We start from the raw sequence: 22205 nt of genomic DNA, 5'->3' as shown, positions 1-22205 counted from the left end.
CATGGACCTTCGACAGCGCATCACCGAGCTCATGCCCGACGTGCACGACGAGCTGGCCGAGCTCGTCGCCATCCGATCCGTGGCCGATCCGCGCCAGTTCCCGCCCGAGGAGTGTGAGCGCGCCGCGGCCTGGGTGCGCGACAGGTTCGCCGGCGTCGGGTTCGACGTGCGACTGGAGGAGACGGCGGACGGGAGCCAGGCGGTGGTCGGCTCACGCGCCGGGTCCAGGCCGGACGCGCCGACGGTGCTGCTCTACGCCCACTACGACGTCCAGCCGCCGGTCGACGAGAACGCGTGGCGCACTCCCCCGTTCGAGATGACGGAGGTGGACGGCCGCTGGTACGGGCGCGGCACGGCGGACTGCAAGGGCAACATCGTGATGCACCTGACCGCACTGCGCGCCCTCGGCGACGATCTCGGGGTCAACCTCAAGCTGGTGGTCGAGGGATCCGAGGAGCAGGGCACCGGCGGGCTCGAGGAGTTCGTGCAGGCGAACCCCGACCTCTTCCGGGCCGACGCGATCCTGGTCTGCGACACGGGCAATGCCGCCGTGGGCCGGCCCGCCGCGACGGTCAGCCTGCGCGGCATGGTGAACGTGGTGGTGACGATGGAGTCGGCCTCCACCGAGCTGCACTCGGGGATGTTCGGGGGCGCCGCCCCCGACGCGCTGGCCGCGCTGGTGCAGGCCCTCTCGACGATGCGCGACGAGGAGGGCGACACCGTCGTCGATGGGATGGACAACACCCAGGAGTGGACGGGCGCGCCCTACCCGGCGGAGCAGTTCCGCTCCGATGCCGGAGTCCTCGACGGCGTCTCGCTGCTGGGCAGCGGGAGCGTGTCGGACATGCTGTGGGCGCGGCCCGCGCTGACCATCCTGGGCATCGACTGCCCGCCGGTGGTCGGATCGGCGGCCGCGATCGTGCCGAAGGCGTCCGCCCGCCTGAACCTGCGCATCCCGCCGGGCATCGCGCCGCAGGACGCCGAGGCAGCCCTCAGGTCCCACCTGGCCGCGGCCACGCCCTGGGGCGTGCACTGCACCGTGGAGACCGAGGCCACGGGATCACCCTTCCAGGCCGCGACGGACGGTCCTGCCTACCGGGCGCTGGCCGGCGCCATGCAGGAGGCCTACGGCGTGGAGATGACCCACCTCGGACAGGGCGGCTCGATCCCGTTGTGCAACGTCTTCGCCGAGCTGTACCCCGACGCGGAGATCGTCCTGATGGGCGTGGAGGAGCCCCAGGCCCTCATCCACGCCCCCAACGAGAGCGTCGATCCCACCGAGATCGCGTCCATGGCACTGTCGGAGGCCCTCTTCCTCCAGCGCTTCGCATGACCGAACGGCGCGAGGTCTACGAGACGCTGGACCTCGCGTTGCGGATCGGCGAGGTCCTGCTGTCCTCGGGGGCGGGCGCCGCCGACGTGACCGCCACGATGATGGACGTCACCCACGCCTGTGGGGTGCGGAACGTCTCGGCGGACGTGACGTTCGTCGAGCTCACGCTGCGTCACCAGCCGCGCCGCGACGAGCCGGCCGCCCTCCAGGTCCGTCGGCTGAACCGCCGCCCCGTCGACTACGCCGACCTCACGGACGTCGACCACACCGTGTCCGCTCTGATCGCCGGTGAGATCACCCGGGACGAGGCGCACGAGCGCGTGGCCCGCATCGTGTCGACGGGCCACGGGCGGAAGCGGTGGTCGGTGACGGTCGGCTGGGGTGTCATGGGCGTCGGCATCGCGCTCACCCTCGGCGGCGATGCGCTGGTCTGCCTGCTCGCGTTCATCGCCGCGTGCGGCATCGATGCGACCCAGCGGCTGCTGCCTCCGCAGCGGATCCCGGCCTTCTACCAGCACGCGGCGGGCGGCTTCGTCGCCACGCTGGTCGCCGTGGTCGCGTCCGCCACGGCGCTCGACGTGAATCCGTCGCGCGTCGTCACGTCGGGCATCGTGATGCTCCTGGCGGGCGTCGGCATCCTCGGTGCCACCCAGGACGCGCTCACCGGCTTCCCCGTGACGGCGGCGGCGCGCGTCATCGACGCCTTCCTCAACACGCTGGGCATCATCGCTGGGGTGGGGGCGGGCCTGACCCTCGGTGACCTGCTCGGGGTCGAGCTCGTGAACATCACCGTGGGATCGGTCGGCCTGGCCGAGGCCGGCATCACGGTGGTGGGCGCGGCCCTGGCCGCGTCGGCGTACGCCTACTCCTCGTACGCGCCGCTGCGAGCGCTCCTGGCCGTGGCGATCGTCGGCGGCCTGGGCCAAGCCGTCCTGCTGGCCGTCGACAGCACGGCGGTCGGCCGGACCTGGGGAGCCGCAGCCGCAGCCGTCACGATCGGGGCCGTGTGCCATCTCGCGGCGGGCCGGTTCCGGGTGCCGCCCCTGGTCGTCGTCGTTCCGGCCCTCGTTCCCCTGCTGCCGGGCCTGGAGATCTACCGCGGGCTGGCGCAGCTCGCGCAGGACCAGGACGGGGTGCTCGAGCTGGCGTCCGCGCTGGCCACCGCGCTCGCGCTGGCGTCGGGGGTGATCCTGGGCCAGTACATCGCTCGGCCGCTCAAGCGCGAGACGGACCGGCTGGAGCGCCGGCTCACCGGACCGCGCATGGTGGGCCGGGGCCACGGCACGTAGTCACTCCCCCGCGTCCAGGTGGCCGGCGAGGCGCGCGTGGCGCTCCTGACTCGCCTCGTTGAGCCCGCGGATCGTGACGGACTTGCCCTTGGCCGCGTACTTCGTCTCGATCGCGTCGAGCGCGGCGACGCTCGAGGCGTCCCAGATGTGGGACTCCGACAGGTCGATGACGATGTTCCGCGGATCCCCGGCGTAGTCGAACTGGTAGACGAGATCGTTGCTGGAGGCGAAGAACAGCTCCCCCACGACCTTGTAGACGCGCGTGTCGGGATCGGGCTGGGCGACGTCGATGACCTCGGTGAAGTGGGCCACCCGCCGTGCGAACAGCACCGACGCGACCACGACGCCGGCGACCACGCCGATCGCGAGGTTCTCGGTCGCCACCACCACCGCGACGGTCACCACCATCACGAGGGTCTCGCTGCGCGGCATCCGGCGCAGGGTGGCGGGGGCGACGCTGTGCCAGTCGAACGTGCCCACCGACACCATGATCATCACGGCCACGAGGGCGGCCATCGGGATCGTGGCGACCGCGTCGCCGAAGCCGACCACGAGGACCAGCAGGAAGACGCCGGCGAGGAAGGTGGAGATCCGCGTGCGCGCGCCCGACACCTTCACGTTGATCATCGTCTGCCCGATCATCGCGCACCCGCCCATGCCACCGAAGAACCCGGTGACCACGTTGGCGACGCCCTGGCCCCACGACTCGCGCGTCTTGTCCGAGTGGGTGTCGGTGATGTCATCGACGAGCTTGGCCGTCATGAGCGACTCCATCAGGCCGACGAGCGCCATCCCCACCGCGTAGGGCGCGACGATCCGCAGCGTCTCGAGCGTCCAGGGCACGTCCGGGGTGAACAGCGCCGGCAGGCTGCTGGGCAGCTCGCCCTCGTCGCCGACGTTCGGCACGTTGAGCGCGGCCACGACGGTGATCGCGGTGAGGACCACGATCGCCACCAGGGGCGCCGGCACCACGGTCGTGACCCGCGGGAGGAGCACGATGACGAGCAGTCCCGCGGCCACCATCGGGTAGACGAGAGCCGGGACGTCGACCAGGTGCGGGATCTGCGCCAGGAGGATGAGGATCGCCAGGGAGTTGACGAAGCCGACCATCACCGAGCGCGGGATGAAGCGCATGAGCTTCGCGACACCCGCGACGGCGAGCAGGATCTGGATCAGCCCGCCGAGGATGACGGTGGCGATCAGGTAGTCGAAGCCGTGGTCGCGCATCACGGGCGCCACCACGAGCGCGACCGCCCCGGTGGCCGCCGAGATCATCGCCGGGCGGCCGCCCAGGATCGCCACGGTCACGGCCATCGTGAACGAGGCGAACAGGCCGACCTGGGGGTCGACGCCGGCGATGATCGAGAAGGAGATCGCCTCGGGGATGAGGGCCAGCGCGACGACGAGGCCGGCCAGGACCTCGGTGCGCAGGAGGCGCGGGGACTTCAGCGCGGCACGGACCGAGTGCACCTGACCGGACTCGGGGACCCGACCGACCGGAGCGCTCAGGATCGGGCCTGCGCGTCCGCGTGGCGGAGGTCGAGGAGCTCCGCTGATGCTCGCGCCGATGCGCGAGCGGCGTTGCTGGTGTCCATGTCAGTCACCCTCCACCGTGAAGTTCCGAAAGTTGATCTGGCGTTCGAGAACGTGGTCGGCCACCTCGAGCAACGTGGTTCCTGCCGAGAACGCCTGCGCCCGTAGCAGCGCGATGGCGTCCGTGGGGCGCACCCCGACCTGGGCGACGACCATACCCGTGGCCTGGTGCACCCTCGCCTGTGAGTACCACCCGTCCTCGTGGGATCCGCCTCCGAGCGCGTTCGCCGGGTCCTCCAGGAGTGCCGCGCCCAGCGCCGCACCGAGGAACCGGTGGACGCCCGCCTCGAGCTCGGCCGGCGACTGCCGATGCACACTCAGGACGCCGACCGTGTGGTGCTCGAAGATCAGGGGCACCGACGTGACCACACCCGCGAAGCCGAGCTGGACGAGGCGCTCGTGGAACAGGGGCCACGCCGCGTCGGCGCCATCCGCGACGTCGGCACTGCTGGCGTCGCCTGAGGCCAGGGCGGTGGTCGTGGGGCCCTCGCCGACCACCGTCTGGAGGTCCTCCAGGGTCGCGGCCAGCTCGTCGGTGGCGCACGCGGTCACCAGCAGGTCCGACTGGGCAGGCAGCACGATCGAGGCACCGTCGGCGCGGAGCACCTGGCGACCCGCCTCGCACAGCCGCTCGACGAGGGGCTCGACGTCCTGCAGCGAGGCGAGGATGGCCGCGAGCCGGGAGATCACGCGATCGTAGGTCTCGGTCATCTGGGAGCCCCCGTCCCGGTCCGGCTGATGATGCTGGCGCCTTCAGTCGTGGGACAGACCGCGATCCTCGACCACCTGGCGGGCGACGTCGCGCAGCTTGATGTTCTCGGCCTGCGAGAGCCGGCGCAGCACGTCGAACGCGCGATCGGCGTCGATGCCGTAGCGCTCCATGATCATGCCCATCGCGATGCCGATGAGCTTGCGGGCGTCCACAGCCTTGCGCAGTCCCTCGATGTCGAGGTTGGCCGCCAGGGACGCGGACGCGTGCCGGGCCAGGATCATCGTCACGGCCATGTCGTCCTGGTCGAACGCCCGTGGCTCGAACGCGTAGACGTTGAGGGAGCCGTACCGGCGGCTCTTGGTGGCCAGCGGGACGCTGAGCACGCTGCGGTATCCCAGGTCGGCCACGGCGGCGCTCCACCGGGGCCACTGGGTGTCCGTCGTGGTGTCCTCGACGCGGTAGATGGTCTCGGTGTGCTCGAGGGCGGCGAGGCAGGGTCCTTCGTCGAGCTTGATCTGCAGATCGTGGGCCCGGACGACCGTGTCGCTGGTGGCGCCGGCCGTGTCGACCTGGTTGCGTCCGAGCAGCAGCATGACCCCGGCGTCGTCGCAGCCGACCGCGGCGCGCGAGTAGGCCGCGATGCGCTCGATCGTCTCGTCGCTGTCAGCGGCCTCGTGGAGGGCCAGGACGGTCTGGGCCAGGTCGAGCGGGTCGCGCCGTCGGGTCCGTTCGGCGTCCTCGGGCGGCCCGGGCGCCTCGGGCGGTCCTGCGGGTGAATCCGTGGTCATGGGTCACAGCCTCTCCGCCAGGACCCATCCTTGGGGTCCCTCTCAACACGTCGATTCCACACTACGCCCACGCTCCCATGCAGGCAGGACGGCGCCGTCCTAGGGTTCAGACATGGCCGTGCGACTGAACCAGCGGTATGCGCTGGACGAGATCGTGGGCTCCGGAGGCATGGGCGCGGTCCACCGGGCCACGGACACCGTGCTCGGGCGGACCGTGGCCGTCAAGGTGCTGCGCAGCGATCAGGGCGGCGACGACGTGGGCCGGGCGCGGATGCGCAGCGAGGCCCATCTCGCCGCGTCGATCCACCATCCCGGCGTCGCCCAGGTCTTCGACTACGTCGAGGACGACTCCACGCCGGAGGGGTCCACCTTCATCGTCATGCAGTACGTGGAGGGGCACTCCCTGAGCCAGCTGCTGAAGGAGCGCGGCCCGATGCCGCCGGAGCAGGTGATGTCCGTCGTGGAGCAGGTGGCCGACGGGCTCCAGGCCGCGCACGACGCCGGCATCGTCCACCGCGACCTGAAGCCGGCGAACATCATGCTGACCCCGGCCGGACGGACGGTCCTCGTCGACTTCGGGATCGCGCAGGCCGCCACGAGCGAGCCGCTGACGGACACGGGCTCCCTCGTGGGCACCACCGACTACATCAGTCCCGAGCAGGTGCGCGGGAGGAGCGCGACGCCGCAGTCGGACGTCTACGCCCTCGGGGTGGTCGCGTACCACTGCCTGACGGGCCGGTCGCCCTTCCGCCGCGACACCCACATCGCCACGGCCATGGCGCAGCTGCACGACGAGCTGCCCCCGTTCGATCCCTCTGTACCCGTGGAGGTCCAGGAGCTCATCATCGCGATGACGGCGAAGAAGCCGCAGGAGCGTCCGGCGACGGCGGCCGACGTGGCTCGACGCGCGGCCGCCATCGGTGCCGCCTCCTCGATCGACCTCCCCGCCACCTTCGCGGTGCCGATGCCCGCGCGCGCAGCCGTCGAGACCGGCGTCCCCCTCGCGACCGCCACGGAGAAGGCTGTCGTCACCCCTCGCCGGCGGCGGCCGGTGGTCGCCTACGCCGCGGTCGGCACGGCGGTGCTGGTCGCGGCGCTGCTGCTGGGTGGCCGCGAGCTGCTGTTCGGTGGAGCACCGGTGGTGCCGGACGTCGTCGGGCTCCAGGCCTCCGCCGCCGCCGACCGCATCGAGGACGAGGGACTCACCTCGCGGGCCGAGGTCGTCGACGTCGCCGGCACGCCGAAGGGCGAGGTGGTCGAGCAGTCCCCATCCCCCGGTACCGAGGGCACCGACGGTGCCTCCGTGACCCTGTCGGTCGCCTCGGGCAAGGTGCGCGTCTCCGCGAAGAGCCTCATCGGCAAGCCGTTCTCCGAGGCGGCCGCGGTGCTGGAGGATCGCGGCTTCGTCGTGGAGCGCGACGACGTCACGCGCGCCGGTGACACCGGTGACGTCGTGGCTGTCGACAAGTCCGGGCGACTCCCCGATGGCTCGACCGTGACCCTGTCGGTCGCCGTGGCCCCCGTCGCCGCCCCCGCCCCGGCCGGTTCCGGCGAGGCGTCCTCGGGCAGTGGCAACTCGGGCAAGGGCAACAACGGCAAGGCGAAGGGCAAGAACAAGGGCAAGGGGAACTGACGCCGCTCAGTCGGCCTCGGTGACGCGCATCCCGATCGGGAAGTGGTCGGAGAACCCGTTCTCGTCGATGGGGTGGCCCATCCCGCCGAACGGCACGGGCCGCGGGTAGGGCCCGTCGTCCGACGTGCCGGGGAACCGCAGGATCTCCACCGAGGAGTCGTCGACGCGCAAGGGGGCGTCCCCCGTCATCGCACGGTTCACCAGCACCTGGTCGAGCATGTTGGGCTGGTTCTGCCAGTAGAAGGTGCCGTCCGGCTGCCCTGCCCTGCCTCCGGCCAGGGGCCACGCGAGGTTCCACAGCAGCGGGATCTCCGCACCGGTGACGCGCTTGCGCTGACGCGTGCTGAGGGCGTGCTGGACGAGCGAGGTGTCGAAGGGCTCGTCGTTGAAGTCGCCCAGGACGATCACCGGCGTCTCCGGGCCGTGCACCTCGAGGACCCGCTCGTGGAAGTACGCCAGGGTCTCCCCCGCGATGTGGCGGTAGCCCGCCGACTCGAACTGGCCCCCGCTGCGCGATGGCCAGTGGTTGCCGAACACCGCCCACGTCCGGGCGCCGTGCGTGGTGCGGAAGTTCACCTGCACCAGCTCGCGGGTGGCGTTGCGGCGCATGACGACGTGAAAGAACGTCTCGCTCGGGGGGACCTCGAGCAACGAGGTCTCGTACAGGAAGGCGACGTCGATGCCGCGAGCGTCGTCGGTGTCGGCGTGGGCGATGCCGTAGTGGCGTCCCGGCAGCCGCTTCTCCAGGTTGGCCACGAGGAGGTTGAGCACGAACCGGTTCTCCACCTCGCACACGCCCAGCAGGTCGGGTCCGGCGCCGCCGTTCATCTGGGCGATCACCGAGGCGAGCTGGTCGATCTTGCGGTTGCGCAGCGTGCGGGTCCAGCCGACGAGGTCGTTCCCGAGCGCTCGGCGGACCTTCTCGGTGCGCCGCGTCGCGGGTGCCTTCTCCTCGTCGAAGAGGTTCTCCAGGTTCCACCAGGCGACGTAGTAGTCGACGGACATGCGTCCACCTCCTCGCTCACCGATCACGAGCGACCGGCGCTGCCGGCTGATACGGGACCGAGCCGGAGTCCCTGCGCCTCATCATGCGCCCGGAGAGGCTCACCGGGGCGATTCGGCTGACATCATCGGGGCATGGACGTTCCAGTCTGGATCGAGGCGGGCCTGTGGGGTCTGCTGGCCGGTGGTGCACTGGTGATCGGCGCGGCCGTCGCGTGGCTCGTGGACGTGCCGCGTCGCGTGGTGGCCTCGATCATGGCCTTCGGCGCCGGCGTGCTGATCTCGGCACTGTCCTTCGACCTCGTCGACGAGGCCGAGGAGCTGGGCGGGCTCACCCCCACGGTGCTCGGCTTCCTCGCCGGCGCGCTCGTCTACGTGGGCGCGAACCTGGTGCTGGCGCGGTACGGCGCCCGCCACCGGAAGCGTTCCGGCGAGGAGCAGGCGTCCGAGGACGAGCAGGCGGGCAGCGGTACGGCCATCGCGATCGGCGCGCTGCTCGACGGCGTGCCCGAGTCGGTGGTGCTGGGGCTGACGCTCGTGAGCGGCGGTGGGGTGGGGGTGCCCGTGCTGGCGGCCATCTTCGTCTCGAACCTCCCCGAGGGACTGTCCAGCGCCGCGGGCATGAAGCGCAGCGGCCGGTCGGCACGCTACGTCTTCGGCGTCTGGGGCGGGATCGCGCTCGCCAGCGGACTGGCGGCGATGGCGGGCTGCCTCCTGCTCGACGACGCCTCGCCCACCACGATCGCCGCCATCACCGCGAGCGCCGCCGGCGCCATCTTGGCCATGGTCGCCGACACGATGATCCCCGAGGCGTTCGAGCGCACGCACCTCTACGTGGGCCTGCTGGCCACGATCGGCTTCCTGTGCGCGTTCACGATCTCGCGGGCGGGCTGACTCAGCGCCGCCAGAACAGGTGATGCACCACCCCGCTCGGGCTGGGGACCTGCTCATGGTGGAAGCGGCCGAGCAGGTCCTCGGGACCGTGCCACAGGCGCTCGCCCCGTCCGAGCTCGGTGGGCACGACGACGACGTGCAGCGTGTCGATCAGGTCGGCCTCGAGGAACTCGCGCACCGTGGCGACGCCTCCCCCGATGCGGACGTCCTTCCCGTCGGCAGCCTCCATGGCTCGAGCCAGGGCGTCCTCGGGCGTGGCTTCCAGGAAGTGGAACGTGGTGTCGCCCAGCGCGAAGGACGGACGCTCGTGGTGCGTGAGGACGAAGACGGGCGTGTGGAACGGCGGCTCGTCTCCCCACCAGCCCCGCCAGTCGTGGTCCTCCCAGGGCCCCCGCTGCGGCCCGAACTTGTTGCGTCCCATGATCTCCGCGCCGACGTGGTTCGCGAAGTCGCGGGTGAAGTAGTCGTCGAGGCCGTAGGTGCCGCCCGGCTCGGGGCGCCCCGGCCAGTGGGCGGTCGCCAGCATCCAGCCGGCGAGGACCGCGGGATCGGCGTGCCCGAACGGACGCTCGAGACTCTGGCCCTCCCCGCTGCCGAACCCGTCGCGGGAGAGCATGAAGTTCTGGACTCGGACGATCGGGGCCACGGGCCACCTCCGGTGAGGTCGAGCGGTTGGCTCACGACACTAGGCCCACCCGCCGCAGGTGGTCGAGGAGTGAGTCCACGAGCGGGAGGTCGGCCAGCTGCTCGAGGGGGAACCACGCCGCGTCGTCCGCGTCGTCGCCGGCCAGCAGGGTCCCGCCGGTGGCGGTGGCGGCGAAGTCGTGGATCTCGAACTCGCGACCGTCCCCGGTGGGGAGCCGGACGAGCCAGAGCTCGTGGCCGACCGTCACCGTCAGGCCGGTCTCCTCGAGAACCTCACGGGCGCACGCGGCCTCGAGGGACTCCCCCGGCTCGACCTTGCCGCCCGGCACCGACCACAGCCCGCGGCCCGGGTCACGGCCCCGCCGGACCAGCAGGATGCGGCCGTCCTCGACGATCACGGCGCTCGCGGCGAGGACGGGCGGTTCGGGCACGCCCTCATCATCTCGCGGGCGTAGCGTGATCCCATGCCGCCTTCCATCGCCACCACCACCCGCGTCGACCTCGCAGGGCTGCTCGAGTTCGTGCGCCCGCGCCACCGATTCATCCTCATCACCCATCGCGCGGACGGCAGCCCGCAGGCCTCCCCCGTCACCGGAGGAGTCGACGACTCGGGCCGCCTCGTGATCTCGACCTACCCCGAGCGCGCGAAGGCCCACAACGCCCGCCGCGACCCGCGGGTGAGCGTGGTCGTCCTGTCGGACGAGTGGAACGACGCATGGGTGCAGGTCGACGGCACGGCCGAGGTCCTCGACGTGCCCGAGGCGCTCGACGCCTTCGTGGAGTACTTCAGGAACATCTCCGGCGAGCACCCCGACTGGGACGAGTACCGGCAGGCGATGCTCGACCAGGGCAAGAGCCTCATCCGGATCACGCCGACCTCGTGGGGACCGATCGCCACGGGCGGCTTCCCGGCCCGGCTCGTGAAGGACTAGTCAGACGGGAGCCAGCGGCGTGTGCGGCTCGGCCGGGAGCGTGACGGTGATCGAGCCGCCGGGAGCGACCTCGCCGCCGGACACCACGACCGCCATGACGCCGGCCTTGCGGATCACCGGCGCGGAGGGGCGTGTCGATCCGGTCGATGGCGCCGGTCGTGTCGCCGGGGTGCCGTCGGCCTTCGCCAGCACGACCCTGATCAGTCCGGGTCGGAAGCGGTTGATCTGCACGCAGGGATTGCGCAGGCCGGTGAGGCGCACCACCGGGCCCCCGAGGTCCAGCATCGTCCCGGTGGGCAGTCCCAGCAGGTCGACGCCCTCGGTGAGGACGTTCTCGCCGAGGTCGCCGGGGCCGAGCTCGTAGCCGTGGTCGCGCGCCTCGTTGAAGAGCTCGGAGTGGAGCAGGTGCACCTGGCGCAGATTCGGCTGGTGGGGATCGCGCTTCACGCGGGACCGGTGCTTCACGAATGCGCCCGCGTGGGCATCGCCCTCGACGCCGTGGCCGGTCACGAGGGTGATCGAGTCGACCGGCACCTTGCTGAAGCGGTGCTGGTCGTCGCGGCTGACGGCAACGACGCGAGGCTGGGGCACGGGACCATGCTGCCAGAGGCGAGGCTGGCCGTTCGGGCCGCGCTGGGCGCACACTCGGAGTCAGGAACGCACCCACCGGAGGCACCCATGACCGCGACCTACACCTTCGACGTCTTCGCCAGCGTCGACGGCTACGGCTCCTACCGACCGCCGGGCGACTGGGGCGGCTACTGGGGCAAGCAGGGGCCCGAGTTCGTCGAACACCGCGACCGTCTCTACTCCGACGAGACGCGCATGGTCTTCGGTGGCACCACCTTCCGGGAGTTCGTGGAGATGTTCGCCGCGTCCGAGGACTGGCCCGAGATCGACGACTCGTGGGTGGGACGGATGCGCAGGATGCCCGCGACGGTGGTCTCGTCCACCGTCGACCCCCAGCCCGACTGGCTGGACGTCACCGTGGCGCACGGCGAGGCGGTCGACATCGTGACGCGTCTCAAGCAGGAGTCCGACGTGCCGCTGCGCTCGCACGGCAGCCTGACGCTGAACTGGGCGCTCATGGCGGCGGGCCTGGTGGACGTGGTGCAGCTGACGGTCTTCCCCGTGATCACCGGGCAGACCGGTGAGCGGCCGGTCCTCGGCGGAGCCGGTGACTTCGACCTCGAGTTGGTCGACACCCGCACGTTCGACGGCCGGACGGTGGAGCTGACCTACCGGCCCTCGCTCCGCACATGGGACGCCAGCACGCCTACGCTGGCGCCGTGACCAGCACGACCGAACCCGCGAGACCGATGCTCGCGATGCTGCACCTGCGCACCCGGCGCCCCCACGACCCCACGTTCCAGGTCGCCCTCGACGCGCTGAACGCGCCCACGATCCGGGTGGCCGAGCACCTGGGGTGGGACGTCGTGCCGGTCGCCTCGGCCGAGGTCGATCCGACGGTCACCGCCGATCTGGTCGACCGGGCCGACGCGGTCGTCCTCATGGGCGGCGAGGACGTCGATCCCGCGTTCTACGGCGGGCCGTCCACGTACCCGGGATCGGGGCACCACGAGCCCGACGCGGACCGTGCCCACATCGACGCGGTGCACCGGTGCCTCGAGGCAGGAACGCCGCTGCTGGGAATCTGTCGAGGCCTCCAGGTGCTGAACGTCGCCCTGGGCGGGTCCCTCGTGCCGCACCTGACCTCCCCGCAGCTGCACCGTGCCGCGGGCGACGACCACTTCGTCCGGACTCGGGTGACGGTGACGCACCAGGGCCTCGGTGCCTCGGTGGACGCCTCGCAGGACGTGCGCTGCGCCCACCACCAGGCGGTCGACCGGCTCGGGGACGGGCTCGTCGTCGCGGCGCGCGCCGCGGACGGTGTCATCGAGGCGCTCGTGCACGAGACCGCCCCGATCACGGCCGTGCAGTGGCACCCGGAGCACGCCGAGACGGCCGACGGGCAGCTCGGAGCCCTGCTGCGACGCCTCACCGAACAGGCTCCCGTCGTCCGCCCGGCTTGACCGCATCCCTCAGAAGCCGGTGCCGATCTTCGTCTGCTGGCGTTCGCGGTGATGTGCGCCGCCCTTGGCGTCGAGGGTCGTGCAGGCCTCGGCGATGTCCCGGGTGAGCCGCTCGACCTGCTCGCGGCTCATCGTCTCCTTCACCAGCGCACGCATGATCTTCACCTTTTCCGCGTCGGGGGGAAGCGTGTAGGCCGGCACCATCCAGCCGCGCTCCGCGGAGAGCTGCCACGAGACGTCGGACTCGTCGTAGCCCTCGTGGTCGCCGTTCAGGCGGAACGCCACGAGCGGGAGCTGCTCGAGGTCTGACCCGATCACCTCGAAGCGACCGCCCGCCTTCAGGTTCTCGGCCAAGGCCGTGGCGTTCTGCTTCATCTGCTGCATGACGTAGGTGTAGCCCTCGCGGCCGAGGCGGACGAAGTTGTAGTACTGCGCCAGGACCATGGCCGCGCCGGTGGAGAAGTTCAGCGTGAAGGTCGCGTCGGTCTTGCCGAGGTAGTTCTCGTAGAAGACGAGGTCCTCGGCCAGGTCGGCGGTCTCGCGGAACACGAGCCACCCGATGCCGGGATACACCAGGCCGTACTTGTGACCGGAGACGTTGATCGACCTGACCTGCTCCAGCCGGAAGTCCCAGCGGGTGTCGGGGTAGAGGAACGGCCACACGAAACCGCCGCTGGCTCCGTCCACGTGGATCGGGATGTCGAGGCCACGCTCCGACTTCAGGTCCAGGAGCAGCTGGTTCATGCCGGCGATGTCGTCCATGTGGCCCGTGAACGTCGTGCCGAGGACGCCGACGACGCCGATCGTGTTCTCGTCGAGGTGCGGCGCCACGTCGTCGGGCCCGATCGTGTACTTGTTCTCCGCGAGCGGGACGATCCGTGGCTCGACGTCGAAGTACCGGCAGAACTTCTCCCAGACGACATGGACGTCCGCACCGAAGACGAGGTTGGGACGGTCGGTCGACGCGTTCTCGGCCTCCCTGCGCTGCTTCCACTTCCACTTGAGCGACAGGGCGCCGAGCATGATCGCCTCGGACGACCCCTGCGTGCGGCAGCCGGTGGTCTCCCCCGGCGCGTTGAACAGATCGGCGAGCATGCGGACGCACCGCTGCTCGATCTCGGCCGAGATCGGGTACTCGGCGTGGTCGATGAAGTTGCGGTGGAGGTTCTCGGCGATGATCCGCTGCGCCTCAGGCTCCATCCAGGTGGTGACGAAGGTGGCGAGGTTGCGCTGGGGGTCGCCCTCGAGGCTCAGGTCCTCCTCGAGGAGCCGGAACGCGTCGGTGGGGACCATCCCGCTCGTGGGGAAGACGGTCGCGGGGGCCCGCTCCGTCGCGAAGCGGTTGCCGTACAGCGCCTGTGCCTGCGTGTTGTCGAGTGTCATGTGACCAGACCAGCCGTTCGTGTCGAAGTGGGTGTGTCGAAGGCCTGGAGGACCGCGCCGCCGACGAAGCAGACCGCGCCGGCGAAGGTCCCCCAGTTGACCAGTCCCGCGTTGACCACCTGGTCGGTCGCGGGGCGAATGAAGGCAGCGAGTCCGGCGAGGAAGAAGAACGCCGAGCCGAGTTGGTTCACGGCCGCGACCCACCAGGTCAGGACGCCGGGGCGCACGACCCATCGGCCGTCGCCGACGTCGACCAGGGCGAGGTGCCCCGAGGCGAGGAAGCAGACGCAGCCGATGATGTCGGGGAACCAGATCCAGCCGTTCGACTGCCGCGGAGTCAGCCCGCTGGCGAAGGCGGCGACGAGGCTCACGGCGAAGAACAGGGTCCCGACGAAGAGCACCACCGCGCTGAGCCGGGCGCGCGAGCGGGCCCGGCCGGCGAGCAGCACCGAGAGGAAGCCGCCGAGACTGAAGAAGAACCCACCGACGAGGTACGTCACGGCGGCGACGCGTGGTTCATCCGGGTCCCGCTGCGCCAGCGCGGCGCCCGCGGCGAAGAGCGAGCCGCCGCAGACGAAGGAGCCGGCGGACAGGAGGTTCAGCCGAACCGCGCGCCGCGCCGACAGCACATCTGCCATGGGTCCGTCCCCCTCGCTCCGCACTCCATCGTCCGTGCCACCCCGGGTGGGGCCATCACCCAGGACGGATGAGACGACCGCTCAGCGTGCATGTCCACGCCCGTCGCACGGAGGCGTCACCGTGACACCCGCCACCTCGAACTCGGTGTCGAGCAGTCGCATCGTGCGCTCCATGGCCGTGGGCTGGAGGCGCCCGAGACCGGCACCGTGCGGGTGGTCGAAGAACACCAGCAGCATCACCAGCGCACCCATGACCACCGTGACGCTCCCGATCAGGGTCACCTGGGTTCCCACCCCCTCGGCCGGGTCGGCGAACAGCAGCATGAACCCCAGCAGGACCAGGGAGAGCACACCGAGGGCGATCCACAGGGGCAGGGGGACGATCCCCTCGGCACCGTGCACCCGTGCCAGGCGAGCTTCCTCCCGGGCGGCCGTCTGGTCCATCCACCGGTCGTACGCGGACTGCTCGGTCGCGGTCCCCGGCGTGACGTCGACCATCGTCAGGAAGAGCTCGGCACCCCAGGGGTTCACCCGCTCGCCGAGTCGACCCTCGTCCAGCGTGTCCCACTCCGTGGTGGCCACCGAACGGGCGTAGCAGACGAGCTCCCCGGAGAGGTCCGCCGCGACCGTCGGCGCCATGAACTGCGCGGTCTGTGCCTGTTGCAGCACCAGGACGGCCTCGGTCTCGGCTCCCTGGCGAGAAGCGTCGTAGGAGCTGAAGCCCAGGAAGATCAGGAAGCCCAGAAGCACCGAGAACCCCGTGGCCACGGCACCGAAGACACCCGAGGCCCGGTCACCGTCCGAGAACCGGCTTCCCTCGGGCGCCCGGGTGCGGGCGAAGAGCATGAGCGCGGCGGCAGCCGCCGTGAGGAGGGCGAGCACCCCGACTGCCGCGAGCACGTTCACCGTGGGCCTCCCGCACGTCCGGACGGTTCCCGACGCTAGGGCGCGAGCCGGCCTCCGTCCTCACCCGATGCGGGTGAGGTGGGAGCGTTCCGCTCGACGTAGCGTCGCGAGCACGACGTGACGGCGTAGCAGGAGGACCCATGCCCGACAGCAGGCCGAACATCCTCGTCATCTGGGGCGATGACATCGGGATCAGCAACCTCAGCTGCTACAGCGACGGGATGATGGGATACCGCACCCCGAACATCGACCGCATCGCCGCCGAGGGCGCCCGGTTCACCGACTACTACGGCGAGCAGAGCTGCACGGCCGGACGCGCGGCGTTCATCACCGGCCAGAACCCGTACCGGACGGGCCTGACCAAGGTGGGCATGCCGGGTGCCGACATCGGACTCCGCTCCGAGGACCCCACGATCGCCACGGCGCTCAAGGAGCAGGGCTACACCACCGGCCAGTTCGGCAAGAACCACTTCGGGGACCGCGACGAGTTCCTGCCCACGCAGCACGGCTTCGACGAGTTCTTCGGCAATCTCTACCACCTCAACGCCGAGGAGGAGCCCGAGCTGGACGACTACCCGGACGCGGCCGAGTTCCCCGACTTCCGGAAGAACTTCGGTCCCCGCGGTGTGATCCACGCCTGGGCGGACGGCGAGGGTGGCCAGCGCATCGAGGACACCGGTCCGCTGACGAAGAAGCGGATGAAGACGATCGACGACGAGGTGCTGCCGGAGGCGCTGCGCTTCATGTCGGACGCGCAGGAGGCCGCGACCCCCTTCTTCGTCTGGCTCAACACGACGCACATGCACTTCCGCACGCACATCAAGGACGGCAGTCGAGGCAGGGCGGGCCGCTGGCAGTCGGCCTACCACGACACGATGTGCGACCACGACGACCTCGTCGGCGAGGTGCTGGAGTTCCTCGACTCCCAGGGCCTCTCCGAGGACACGATCGTCATCTACTCCACCGACAACGGCCCTCACATGAACACCTGGCCCGACGCCGGCATGACACCCTTCCGCAACGAGAAGAACTCCAACTGGGAGGGCGCCTACCGGGTGCCGGCCATGGTGCGCTGGCCCGGTCGGATCCCCGCCGGGCAGGTGCTGAACGGGATCGTGAGCCACAACGACTGGTTCGTGACCCTGCTCGCGGCGGCCGGGGACGACTCCGTGGCCGAGCGGCTGAGGGAGGGCGCGAACCTGGCGGGGACCACCTACCGCGTGCACCTCGACGGCCACAACCAGCTCGACTACCTGACCGGCGTGGCCGAGGCCAGTCCACGCCAGCACTTCTTCTACGTCTCCGACGACGGTGACCTCACGGCGCTGCGGTTCGACAACTGGAAGTTCGTCTTCCTCGAGCAGCGCTCCCCCGGCACGCTCAACGTGTGGGCCGAGCCCTACACCGTCCTGCGGGTGCCAAAGATCTTCAACCTGCGCACCGACCCGTACGAGCGCGCCGACATCACGTCGAACACCTACTACGACTGGCTGCTCGACCACGCGTGGGCCGTCATCCCCGCGCAGGCCTTCGTCGCGCGGATGCTCCAGACGCTCAAGGAGTTCCCGCCCCGCCAGGAGCCCGCCGACTTCAGCATCACGTCGATGATGGCGAAGCTGCAGGCCGGCATCGGAAGCCACTGACGCCGGTGCGCACCGTCATGCCCGTGACCACGGATTCGTGGGTCGGCCTGCCCGGCGGGCTGTTCACCATGGGGTCGGACGACCACTATCCCGAGGAGGCGCCCACGCACCGCGTGCGGGTGAGTCCCTTCTCCATCCAGCGGACGCCGGTGACGAACGCGCAGTTCGCGGCGTTCGTGCGCGAGACGCGCTACGTGACCGAGGCCGAGCGTCCGCCCGATCCCGCGGACTTCCCCGACGCACCCGCGGCGAACCTCCAGCCCGGCTCACTGGTGTTCACACCGACGCCGGGGCCGGTCGACCTGCGACACATCAGTCAGTGGTGGATGTGGACGCCGGGTGCCTCCTGGCGCGCCCCGTCCGGCCCCGGCAGCTCGGTCAAGCGGCGCCAGGACCACCCCGTCGTCCACGTATCGCACGCGGACGCGCAGGCCTATGCCGACTGGGCCGGTGCCGACCTGCCGACGGAGGCCGAGTGGGAGTTCGCCGCGCGCGGCGGGCTGGAGGGCGCCGCCTACACGTGGGGCGACGAGGCCCGGCCGGGCGGTCGGGTCATGGCCAACACGTGGGAGGGTCTGGACTTCCCGTGGCGCCGCTCCGGCGACACCCCGTGGCAGCGCACGTCACCGGTCGGCAGCTTCCCGGCCAACGGCTACGACCTGTTTGACATGGCGGGGAACGTCTGGGAGTGGACCTCGGACTGGTGGACGGCCGTCCATCCCGACGACGCCGCCAGCGCGTGCTGCGTCCCTCAGGATCCACGCGGTGGCGCCGTGGAGACCAGCTACGACGCCGCCCAGCCCCAGTTCCGCATCGCTCGCAGGACCGTCAAGGGCGGCTCGCACCTGTGCGCCGACACGTACTGCCGTCGCTACCGGCCGGCCGCCCGCCGGCCGCAGATGGTCGACACGGGCACGAGCCACCTGGGGTTCAGGTGCGTCCGACGAGACAGCCCGACGGGAGCCGAAGGATGACCGAAGAACGTGCGGCACTGCCCAGCTGGAGGCCCGGGCAGGCGCGGGACGAGATCCTCGCCTTCCTCGAGGCGAGCGGCCAGATCCCTCCGGAGGACCGACTGGCCTGCTTCGACAACGACGGCACGCTGTGGTGCGAGCGCCCGCGCTACATCCAGCTGGAGTTCCTGCTGCACCACCTCCAGCAGCGCGTGCAGACCGATCCCGCGCTCGGCACCACGCCGGAGTTCTCCGCCGTCCTCTCCGGTGATGCGGCGGCTCTCGAGCAGGTCGGCCTGCCGAGGATCGCGATGGCCCTGACCGGACTCTTCGCGGGCCTGCCGGCCGACCGGTTCAAGGTCCTCGTGCGTGAGTTCATGGCCGCGGCCGCGAACCCTGCCCTCGGCCGCCCTCACCGCTCGACCGTCTACCGCCCCATGCTCGAACTCGTCGACGAGCTGCGCCTGCGGGGGTTCGCGATCGCCGTCGTCACCGGTGGCGGGACCGAGTTCGTGCGTGCCGTCAGCCAGGAGCTCTACGGGGTGGACCCGGAGCGCGTCGTGGGCACCCTCATCGAGTACGACTTCGCCGATGGTGAGGGCGGCCCCGTCCTCACGCGCACGAACCGCGTCTCCGGCACCCTCAACGACGGCCCCGACAAGGTGAGCCACATCCAGGCACAGCTCGGCCGCCGTCCGGTGTTCGCCGCGGGAAACACCTCCGGCGACCGCGAGATGCTCACGTGGGCCGAGACGGCCGACGGCCCGTCGCTGGCCCTGCTGGTCGATCACGACGACGAGGAGCGGGAGTTCTCCTATCCCGGCACGGGCGAGAGCGCGACCCCGACCGAGCCGATCACCGACGTCGCGCACCGCCGGGGCTGGACCGTGGCCAGCATCGCCCGGGACTGGGCCGAGGTCTTCCCCTAGTCCGCCGTCGGCCGCACGCGGTGACGGCGTCGTCCCACCGTGTCGTCCAGCGCTGGCCGCAGGTCGGGCCAGCGGAACGTGAAGCCGGCCGACTCGAGTCGCTCGGGCAGGACCCAGCGACTCTTGAGCAGCAGCTCGGACTCGTTGCGCAGCACCCACATCGCGGGCTCGAGCATCCACCGCGTGGCAGGCAGACCGATCGGCATGCCGACGGCGCGGCGCAGCTCGGCCATCAGCGTCCTGTTGTCGCTCGGCTTCGGCGACGAGAGGTTCACCGGGCCCTCGATCCCGGAGTGCTCCTCGATGAACCGGATCGAGGCGAGGACGTCGTCGATGTGGATCCACGAGAACCTCTGCCGCCCATGCGAGTGGTGCATCGGCACCGCTCCCCCGGTGGGCTTCGCCCCGATCCCCCGGTAACGCCGGTGCTGGAACCAGCGGCCGTCGTACTGCGGCCCGCCGATGCCGAGCCTCGCGACGCGTCCGAGCAGGTCGGACGCCGGACCGCCCAGGACGATCGCCATCCGCAGCGCCACCCGACGCGTGCCCGGCAGGTCACCTTCGAAGAGCTCGTCCTCCCAGCTGCGCGCGACGTCGACCGAGAACCCCGTGCCGAGCTCGCCCTCGGACTCGGTCTGGGGACGGTCCATCGCGTAGCGGTAGATCGTGGCGGTGCTGGCGTTGAGCCACAGGCGGGGCGGCTCGTGCGCGGCCGCGATGGCCTCGCGCAGCTGCCTCGTGGTCTCCACCCGGGACCGGAGGATCTCGGCGCGGTTCGCGTCGGTGTACCGGCAGCCGACGCTCTTGCCGGCGAGGTTGACCACCAGTGCCGCGCCGTCGACCAGTCGCGCGAGCCCCGCCGGGTCCGACCACGTGGCGGCCGGGCCACTGCGCCCCACGCGCGCGACGTCGTACCCGCGGTCCGTGAGGTCCTCGACGAGCCGGTGCCCGATGAACCCGTTCCACCCGGCGACGACGGCTCGCTCCCGCACTGTCATGCCCGCACGCTAGCGGCTCGGCGGCGCGCGCCGCCCTGAGGAACACGCGCGTCGTCCCCCGGGTGTGCTCAGGGTCACGTCAGGGCGACCTTCGGGGTCGCGCCCGATGTGCTCGAGGGGCCCGGACCGCGACGCTACTCGACATGATCACCGTCGAATCCCTCTCCAAGTCCTACGGCTCGCACGCCGCCGTGGACGATGTCACCTTCATCGCCGCGCCGGGCCGGGTCACCGGCTTCCTCGGGCCGAACGGCGCCGGCAAGTCCACCACCATGCGCGTCATGGTGGGACTCACGCCGCCCAGCAGCGGCGACGTCCACGTCCTCGGTCGCCGCTTCGAGGACCTGCCTGATCCCGGCCGCGAGGTCGGCGTCCTCCTGGACGCCTCGGCCCAGCACGCCGGCCGCACCGGCCGCGAGATCCTGACGATCGCCGCCCTCACGATGGGCCTGCCCCGATCGCGCGTCGACGCGATGCTCGAGCGTGTCAGCCTCACGCCGGACGAGGCGGGTCGCCGGGTGCGCAACTACTCCCTGGGCATGCGCCAGCGACTCGGCATCGCCACCGCGCTCCTGGGCGATCCGGAGGTGCTGATCCTCGACGAGCCCGCCAACGGCCTCGACCCGGCCGGCATCCGGTGGATGCGCGACCTGCTCCGGGGCTTCGCGGACGACGGCGGCACGGTGCTGCTCTCGTCGCACCTGCTCCACGAGATCGAGGTCATCGCCGACGACCTGGTCGTCATCGGCAACGGGCGGATCGTCGCCCAGGGCACCAAGGACGAGCTGCTGGCCAGCGCCGGCACCCTCGTCCGGGCCGCGGACGGAACCGCCCTCGCGGCGGCCCTGCAGGCCGCGGGCATCACGGCCACCCCGAGCTCCGGCGGCGCCGTGCTCGCGGAGTCCGACCTCACCACGGTCGGCACCGTCGCGTTCGACGCGGGCATCGCGCTCCTCGAGCTGCGTGCCGCCGACGGCGCCCGCCTCGAGGAGATGTTCCTGTCCCTCACGGCCGACACCCAGCGCGAGAGCGTCCAGCACCGCACCGAAGGAGCAGCAGCATGAGCACCACGATCGTTTCCGGCACCACCGGGGTCGCACCCCGCGAGCCGCGCACCGTGCCCGCACGGATCCCGTTCACGCGGATCCTTCGCGTCGAGCTGCGCAAGATGTTCGACACGCGGTCGGGCTTCTGGCTGATGGCCAGCGTCGTCCTGCTCTCGGTGATCGCCACCGTCGCGACGTTGATCTTCGTGGACTCCGAGGACCTCACCTACGAGCACTTCGCCAGTGCGGTCGGGGCGCCGATGTCGGTCATCCTGCCGATGATCGCGATCCTCGCGGTCTCGAGCGAGTGGAGCCAGCGGACGGCGCTGACCACGTTCACCCTGGTCCCCCACCGGGGGCGGGTGCTCGCGGCGAAGGCCGTCATCACGGTCGTCATCGGCGCGGTCTCGATGCTGATCGCCGGCGCCGTGGGTGCCGTGGGCAACGTCGTCGGCACGTCCATCGCCGGCGTCGACGCCACGTGGACGATCACCGTCGGCGAGTTCGCGCAGATCATCCTGGCCAACGAGATCGGGATGCTGATGGGCCTGATGCTGGGCATCGTCCTGCGCAACTCCCCCGGCGCGATCGTCGCGTACTTCGTCTACTCCCTCGTTCTGCCGGGCGCGTCCAGCGCCCTGGCCAGCACGAACCAGTGGTGGGCGGACAACGGCGCGTGGTTCGACCTGAACTGGGCGACGATGCGGCTCTTCGACGAGAGCCTCACCGGCGAGATGTGGACGCAGCTCGGCGTCTCGGCCGTCATCTGGCTGGTCGTCCCGCTGCTGATCGGCACCCGGGCGCTCCTGAGGTCCGAGGTGAAGTGACGCGAAGCACCACGAGGGCCCCGGGGCG

General features: G+C 71.1%; 23 protein-coding genes. 12 read left to right on the top strand and 11 right to left on the bottom strand.

Annotation, left to right across the window (positions count from 1 at the left end; genetic code table 11):
- Position 1: 1 nt before the first annotated feature.
- Entirely contained in the window at positions 2-1333 is a 1332-nt protein-coding gene (locus B5D60_RS15810; RefSeq protein WP_078701048.1) for a dipeptidase, read from the top strand.
- Positions 1330-2622, top strand: a complete 1293-nt coding sequence (locus B5D60_RS15805) for a threonine/serine exporter family protein (RefSeq protein ID WP_078701047.1) — start codon at positions 1330-1332, stop codon at positions 2620-2622. The genes B5D60_RS15810 and B5D60_RS15805 overlap by 4 nt, the downstream gene beginning before the upstream one ends.
- Here the strand turns inward: B5D60_RS15805 and B5D60_RS15800 are convergent, their stop codons facing one another.
- The 3 genes from B5D60_RS15800 to B5D60_RS15790 all read right to left on the bottom strand — a co-directional run bounded on the left by B5D60_RS15800 (position 2623) and on the right by B5D60_RS15790 (position 5715).
- Positions 2623-4092: a SulP family inorganic anion transporter gene (locus tag B5D60_RS15800; RefSeq protein WP_231948910.1), complete on the bottom strand. Its 1470-nt coding sequence runs from the start codon at positions 4090-4092 to the stop codon at positions 2623-2625.
- Between the two features lie 126 nt (positions 4093-4218).
- Positions 4219-4926 carry a GAF and ANTAR domain-containing protein gene (locus tag B5D60_RS15795; protein ID WP_078701045.1) on the bottom strand — a complete coding sequence of 236 codons (708 nt, stop codon included), beginning with the start codon at positions 4924-4926 and terminating at the stop codon, positions 4219-4221.
- A gap of 42 nt (positions 4927-4968) precedes the next feature.
- The gene (locus B5D60_RS15790) at positions 4969-5715 is read right to left on the bottom strand and encodes a GAF and ANTAR domain-containing protein (protein WP_078701044.1); all 747 of its coding nucleotides are present in this window, start codon (positions 5713-5715) and stop codon (positions 4969-4971) included.
- Between the two features lie 112 nt (positions 5716-5827).
- On the opposite strand from B5D60_RS15790, the gene B5D60_RS15785 reads away from it, so the two are divergent.
- Positions 5828-7348, top strand: coding sequence for a protein kinase domain-containing protein (locus tag B5D60_RS15785; RefSeq protein ID WP_078701043.1), 1521 nt, complete (start codon positions 5828-5830; stop codon positions 7346-7348).
- Between the two features lie 6 nt (positions 7349-7354).
- Here the strand turns inward: B5D60_RS15785 and B5D60_RS15780 are convergent, their stop codons facing one another.
- Complete coding sequence (locus B5D60_RS15780; RefSeq protein WP_078701042.1) at positions 7355-8353, bottom strand: endonuclease/exonuclease/phosphatase family protein; 999 nt, start codon at positions 8351-8353, stop codon at positions 7355-7357.
- A gap of 132 nt (positions 8354-8485) precedes the next feature.
- Here B5D60_RS15780 and B5D60_RS15775 point away from each other — a divergent pair, with 132 nt between their 5' ends.
- Complete coding sequence (locus B5D60_RS15775; RefSeq protein ID WP_078701041.1) at positions 8486-9244, top strand: ZIP family metal transporter; 759 nt, start codon at positions 8486-8488, stop codon at positions 9242-9244.
- 1 nt (position 9245) lies between these two features.
- On the opposite strand, the gene B5D60_RS15770 is transcribed toward B5D60_RS15775, so the two are convergent.
- Positions 9246-9890, bottom strand: coding sequence for a dihydrofolate reductase family protein (locus tag B5D60_RS15770; protein ID WP_153303065.1), 645 nt, complete (start codon positions 9888-9890; stop codon positions 9246-9248).
- 31 nt (positions 9891-9921) lie between these two features.
- On the bottom strand, positions 9922-10320 hold the full coding sequence (locus B5D60_RS15765; RefSeq protein WP_269456864.1) for an NUDIX hydrolase: 399 nt from the start codon (positions 10318-10320) through the stop codon (positions 9922-9924).
- A 33-nt stretch (positions 10321-10353) separates the two neighbouring features.
- Here B5D60_RS15765 and B5D60_RS15760 point away from each other — a divergent pair, with 33 nt between their 5' ends.
- Entirely contained in the window at positions 10354-10821 is a 468-nt protein-coding gene (locus B5D60_RS15760; protein WP_078701039.1) for a PPOX class F420-dependent oxidoreductase, read from the top strand.
- Here B5D60_RS15760 and B5D60_RS15755 read toward each other — a convergent pair whose 3' ends face one another.
- Positions 10822-11412 (bottom strand): MOSC domain-containing protein, encoded by a 591-nt coding sequence (locus B5D60_RS15755; protein ID WP_078701038.1) that lies wholly within the window; start codon positions 11410-11412, stop codon positions 10822-10824. It lies immediately after the preceding gene.
- A gap of 87 nt (positions 11413-11499) precedes the next feature.
- On the opposite strand from B5D60_RS15755, the gene B5D60_RS15750 reads away from it, so the two are divergent.
- Both B5D60_RS15750 and B5D60_RS15745 read left to right on the top strand, forming a co-directional pair.
- Positions 11500-12114: a dihydrofolate reductase family protein gene (locus B5D60_RS15750; RefSeq protein WP_078701037.1), complete on the top strand. Its 615-nt coding sequence runs from the start codon at positions 11500-11502 to the stop codon at positions 12112-12114.
- Positions 12111-12854: a gamma-glutamyl-gamma-aminobutyrate hydrolase family protein gene (locus tag B5D60_RS15745; RefSeq protein ID WP_172806392.1), complete on the top strand. Its 744-nt coding sequence runs from the start codon at positions 12111-12113 to the stop codon at positions 12852-12854. The genes B5D60_RS15750 and B5D60_RS15745 overlap by 4 nt, the downstream gene beginning before the upstream one ends.
- A gap of 9 nt (positions 12855-12863) precedes the next feature.
- On the opposite strand, the gene B5D60_RS15740 is transcribed toward B5D60_RS15745, so the two are convergent.
- The 3 genes from B5D60_RS15740 to B5D60_RS15730 all read right to left on the bottom strand — a co-directional run bounded on the left by B5D60_RS15740 (position 12864) and on the right by B5D60_RS15730 (position 15781).
- On the bottom strand, positions 12864-14237 hold the full coding sequence (locus B5D60_RS15740; RefSeq protein WP_078701035.1) for a glutamate decarboxylase: 1374 nt from the start codon (positions 14235-14237) through the stop codon (positions 12864-12866).
- Positions 14234-14875 (bottom strand): hypothetical protein, encoded by a 642-nt coding sequence (locus B5D60_RS15735; protein WP_153303064.1) that lies wholly within the window; start codon positions 14873-14875, stop codon positions 14234-14236. The genes B5D60_RS15740 and B5D60_RS15735 overlap by 4 nt, the downstream gene beginning before the upstream one ends.
- 81 nt (positions 14876-14956) lie before the next feature.
- A complete protein-coding gene (locus B5D60_RS15730; protein WP_078701033.1) occupies positions 14957-15781 on the bottom strand; it encodes a bestrophin-like domain in 825 nt (274 codons plus the stop codon).
- Between the two features lie 140 nt (positions 15782-15921).
- Here B5D60_RS15730 and B5D60_RS15725 point away from each other — a divergent pair, with 140 nt between their 5' ends.
- From B5D60_RS15725 to B5D60_RS15715, 3 genes are read left to right on the top strand one after another with little or no spacing between them, the layout of a single operon-like run.
- Entirely contained in the window at positions 15922-17424 is a 1503-nt protein-coding gene (locus B5D60_RS15725; RefSeq protein WP_078701032.1) for an arylsulfatase, read from the top strand.
- Between the two features lie 23 nt (positions 17425-17447).
- Positions 17448-18398 (top strand): formylglycine-generating enzyme family protein, encoded by a 951-nt coding sequence (locus B5D60_RS15720; protein ID WP_231948909.1) that lies wholly within the window; start codon positions 17448-17450, stop codon positions 18396-18398.
- Positions 18395-19306 (top strand): HAD family hydrolase, encoded by a 912-nt coding sequence (locus tag B5D60_RS15715; protein ID WP_078701031.1) that lies wholly within the window; start codon positions 18395-18397, stop codon positions 19304-19306. The genes B5D60_RS15720 and B5D60_RS15715 overlap by 4 nt, the downstream gene beginning before the upstream one ends.
- Here the strand turns inward: B5D60_RS15715 and B5D60_RS15710 are convergent.
- Entirely contained in the window at positions 19303-20304 is a 1002-nt protein-coding gene (locus B5D60_RS15710) for an epimerase (RefSeq protein WP_078701030.1), read from the bottom strand. The two genes, B5D60_RS15715 and B5D60_RS15710, sit on opposite strands and share 4 nt — an antisense overlap.
- A 143-nt stretch (positions 20305-20447) precedes the next feature.
- Here B5D60_RS15710 and B5D60_RS15705 point away from each other — a divergent pair, with 143 nt between their 5' ends.
- Both B5D60_RS15705 and B5D60_RS15700 read left to right on the top strand, forming a co-directional pair.
- On the top strand, positions 20448-21368 hold the full coding sequence (locus B5D60_RS15705; RefSeq protein ID WP_078701029.1) for an ABC transporter ATP-binding protein: 921 nt from the start codon (positions 20448-20450) through the stop codon (positions 21366-21368).
- A complete protein-coding gene (locus B5D60_RS15700) occupies positions 21365-22177 on the top strand; it encodes an ABC-2 transporter permease (RefSeq protein WP_078701028.1) in 813 nt (270 codons plus the stop codon). The genes B5D60_RS15705 and B5D60_RS15700 overlap by 4 nt, the downstream gene beginning before the upstream one ends.
- Positions 22178-22205: the final 28 nt, after the last annotated feature.

The sequence above is a fragment of the Aeromicrobium choanae genome (assembly GCF_900167475.1).
GTDB lineage: Bacteria > Actinomycetota > Actinomycetes > Propionibacteriales > Nocardioidaceae > Aeromicrobium > Aeromicrobium choanae.
The sequence above is the reverse complement of the archived record's forward strand: the minus strand, read 5'-3'. Positions and strand labels throughout refer to the sequence as shown.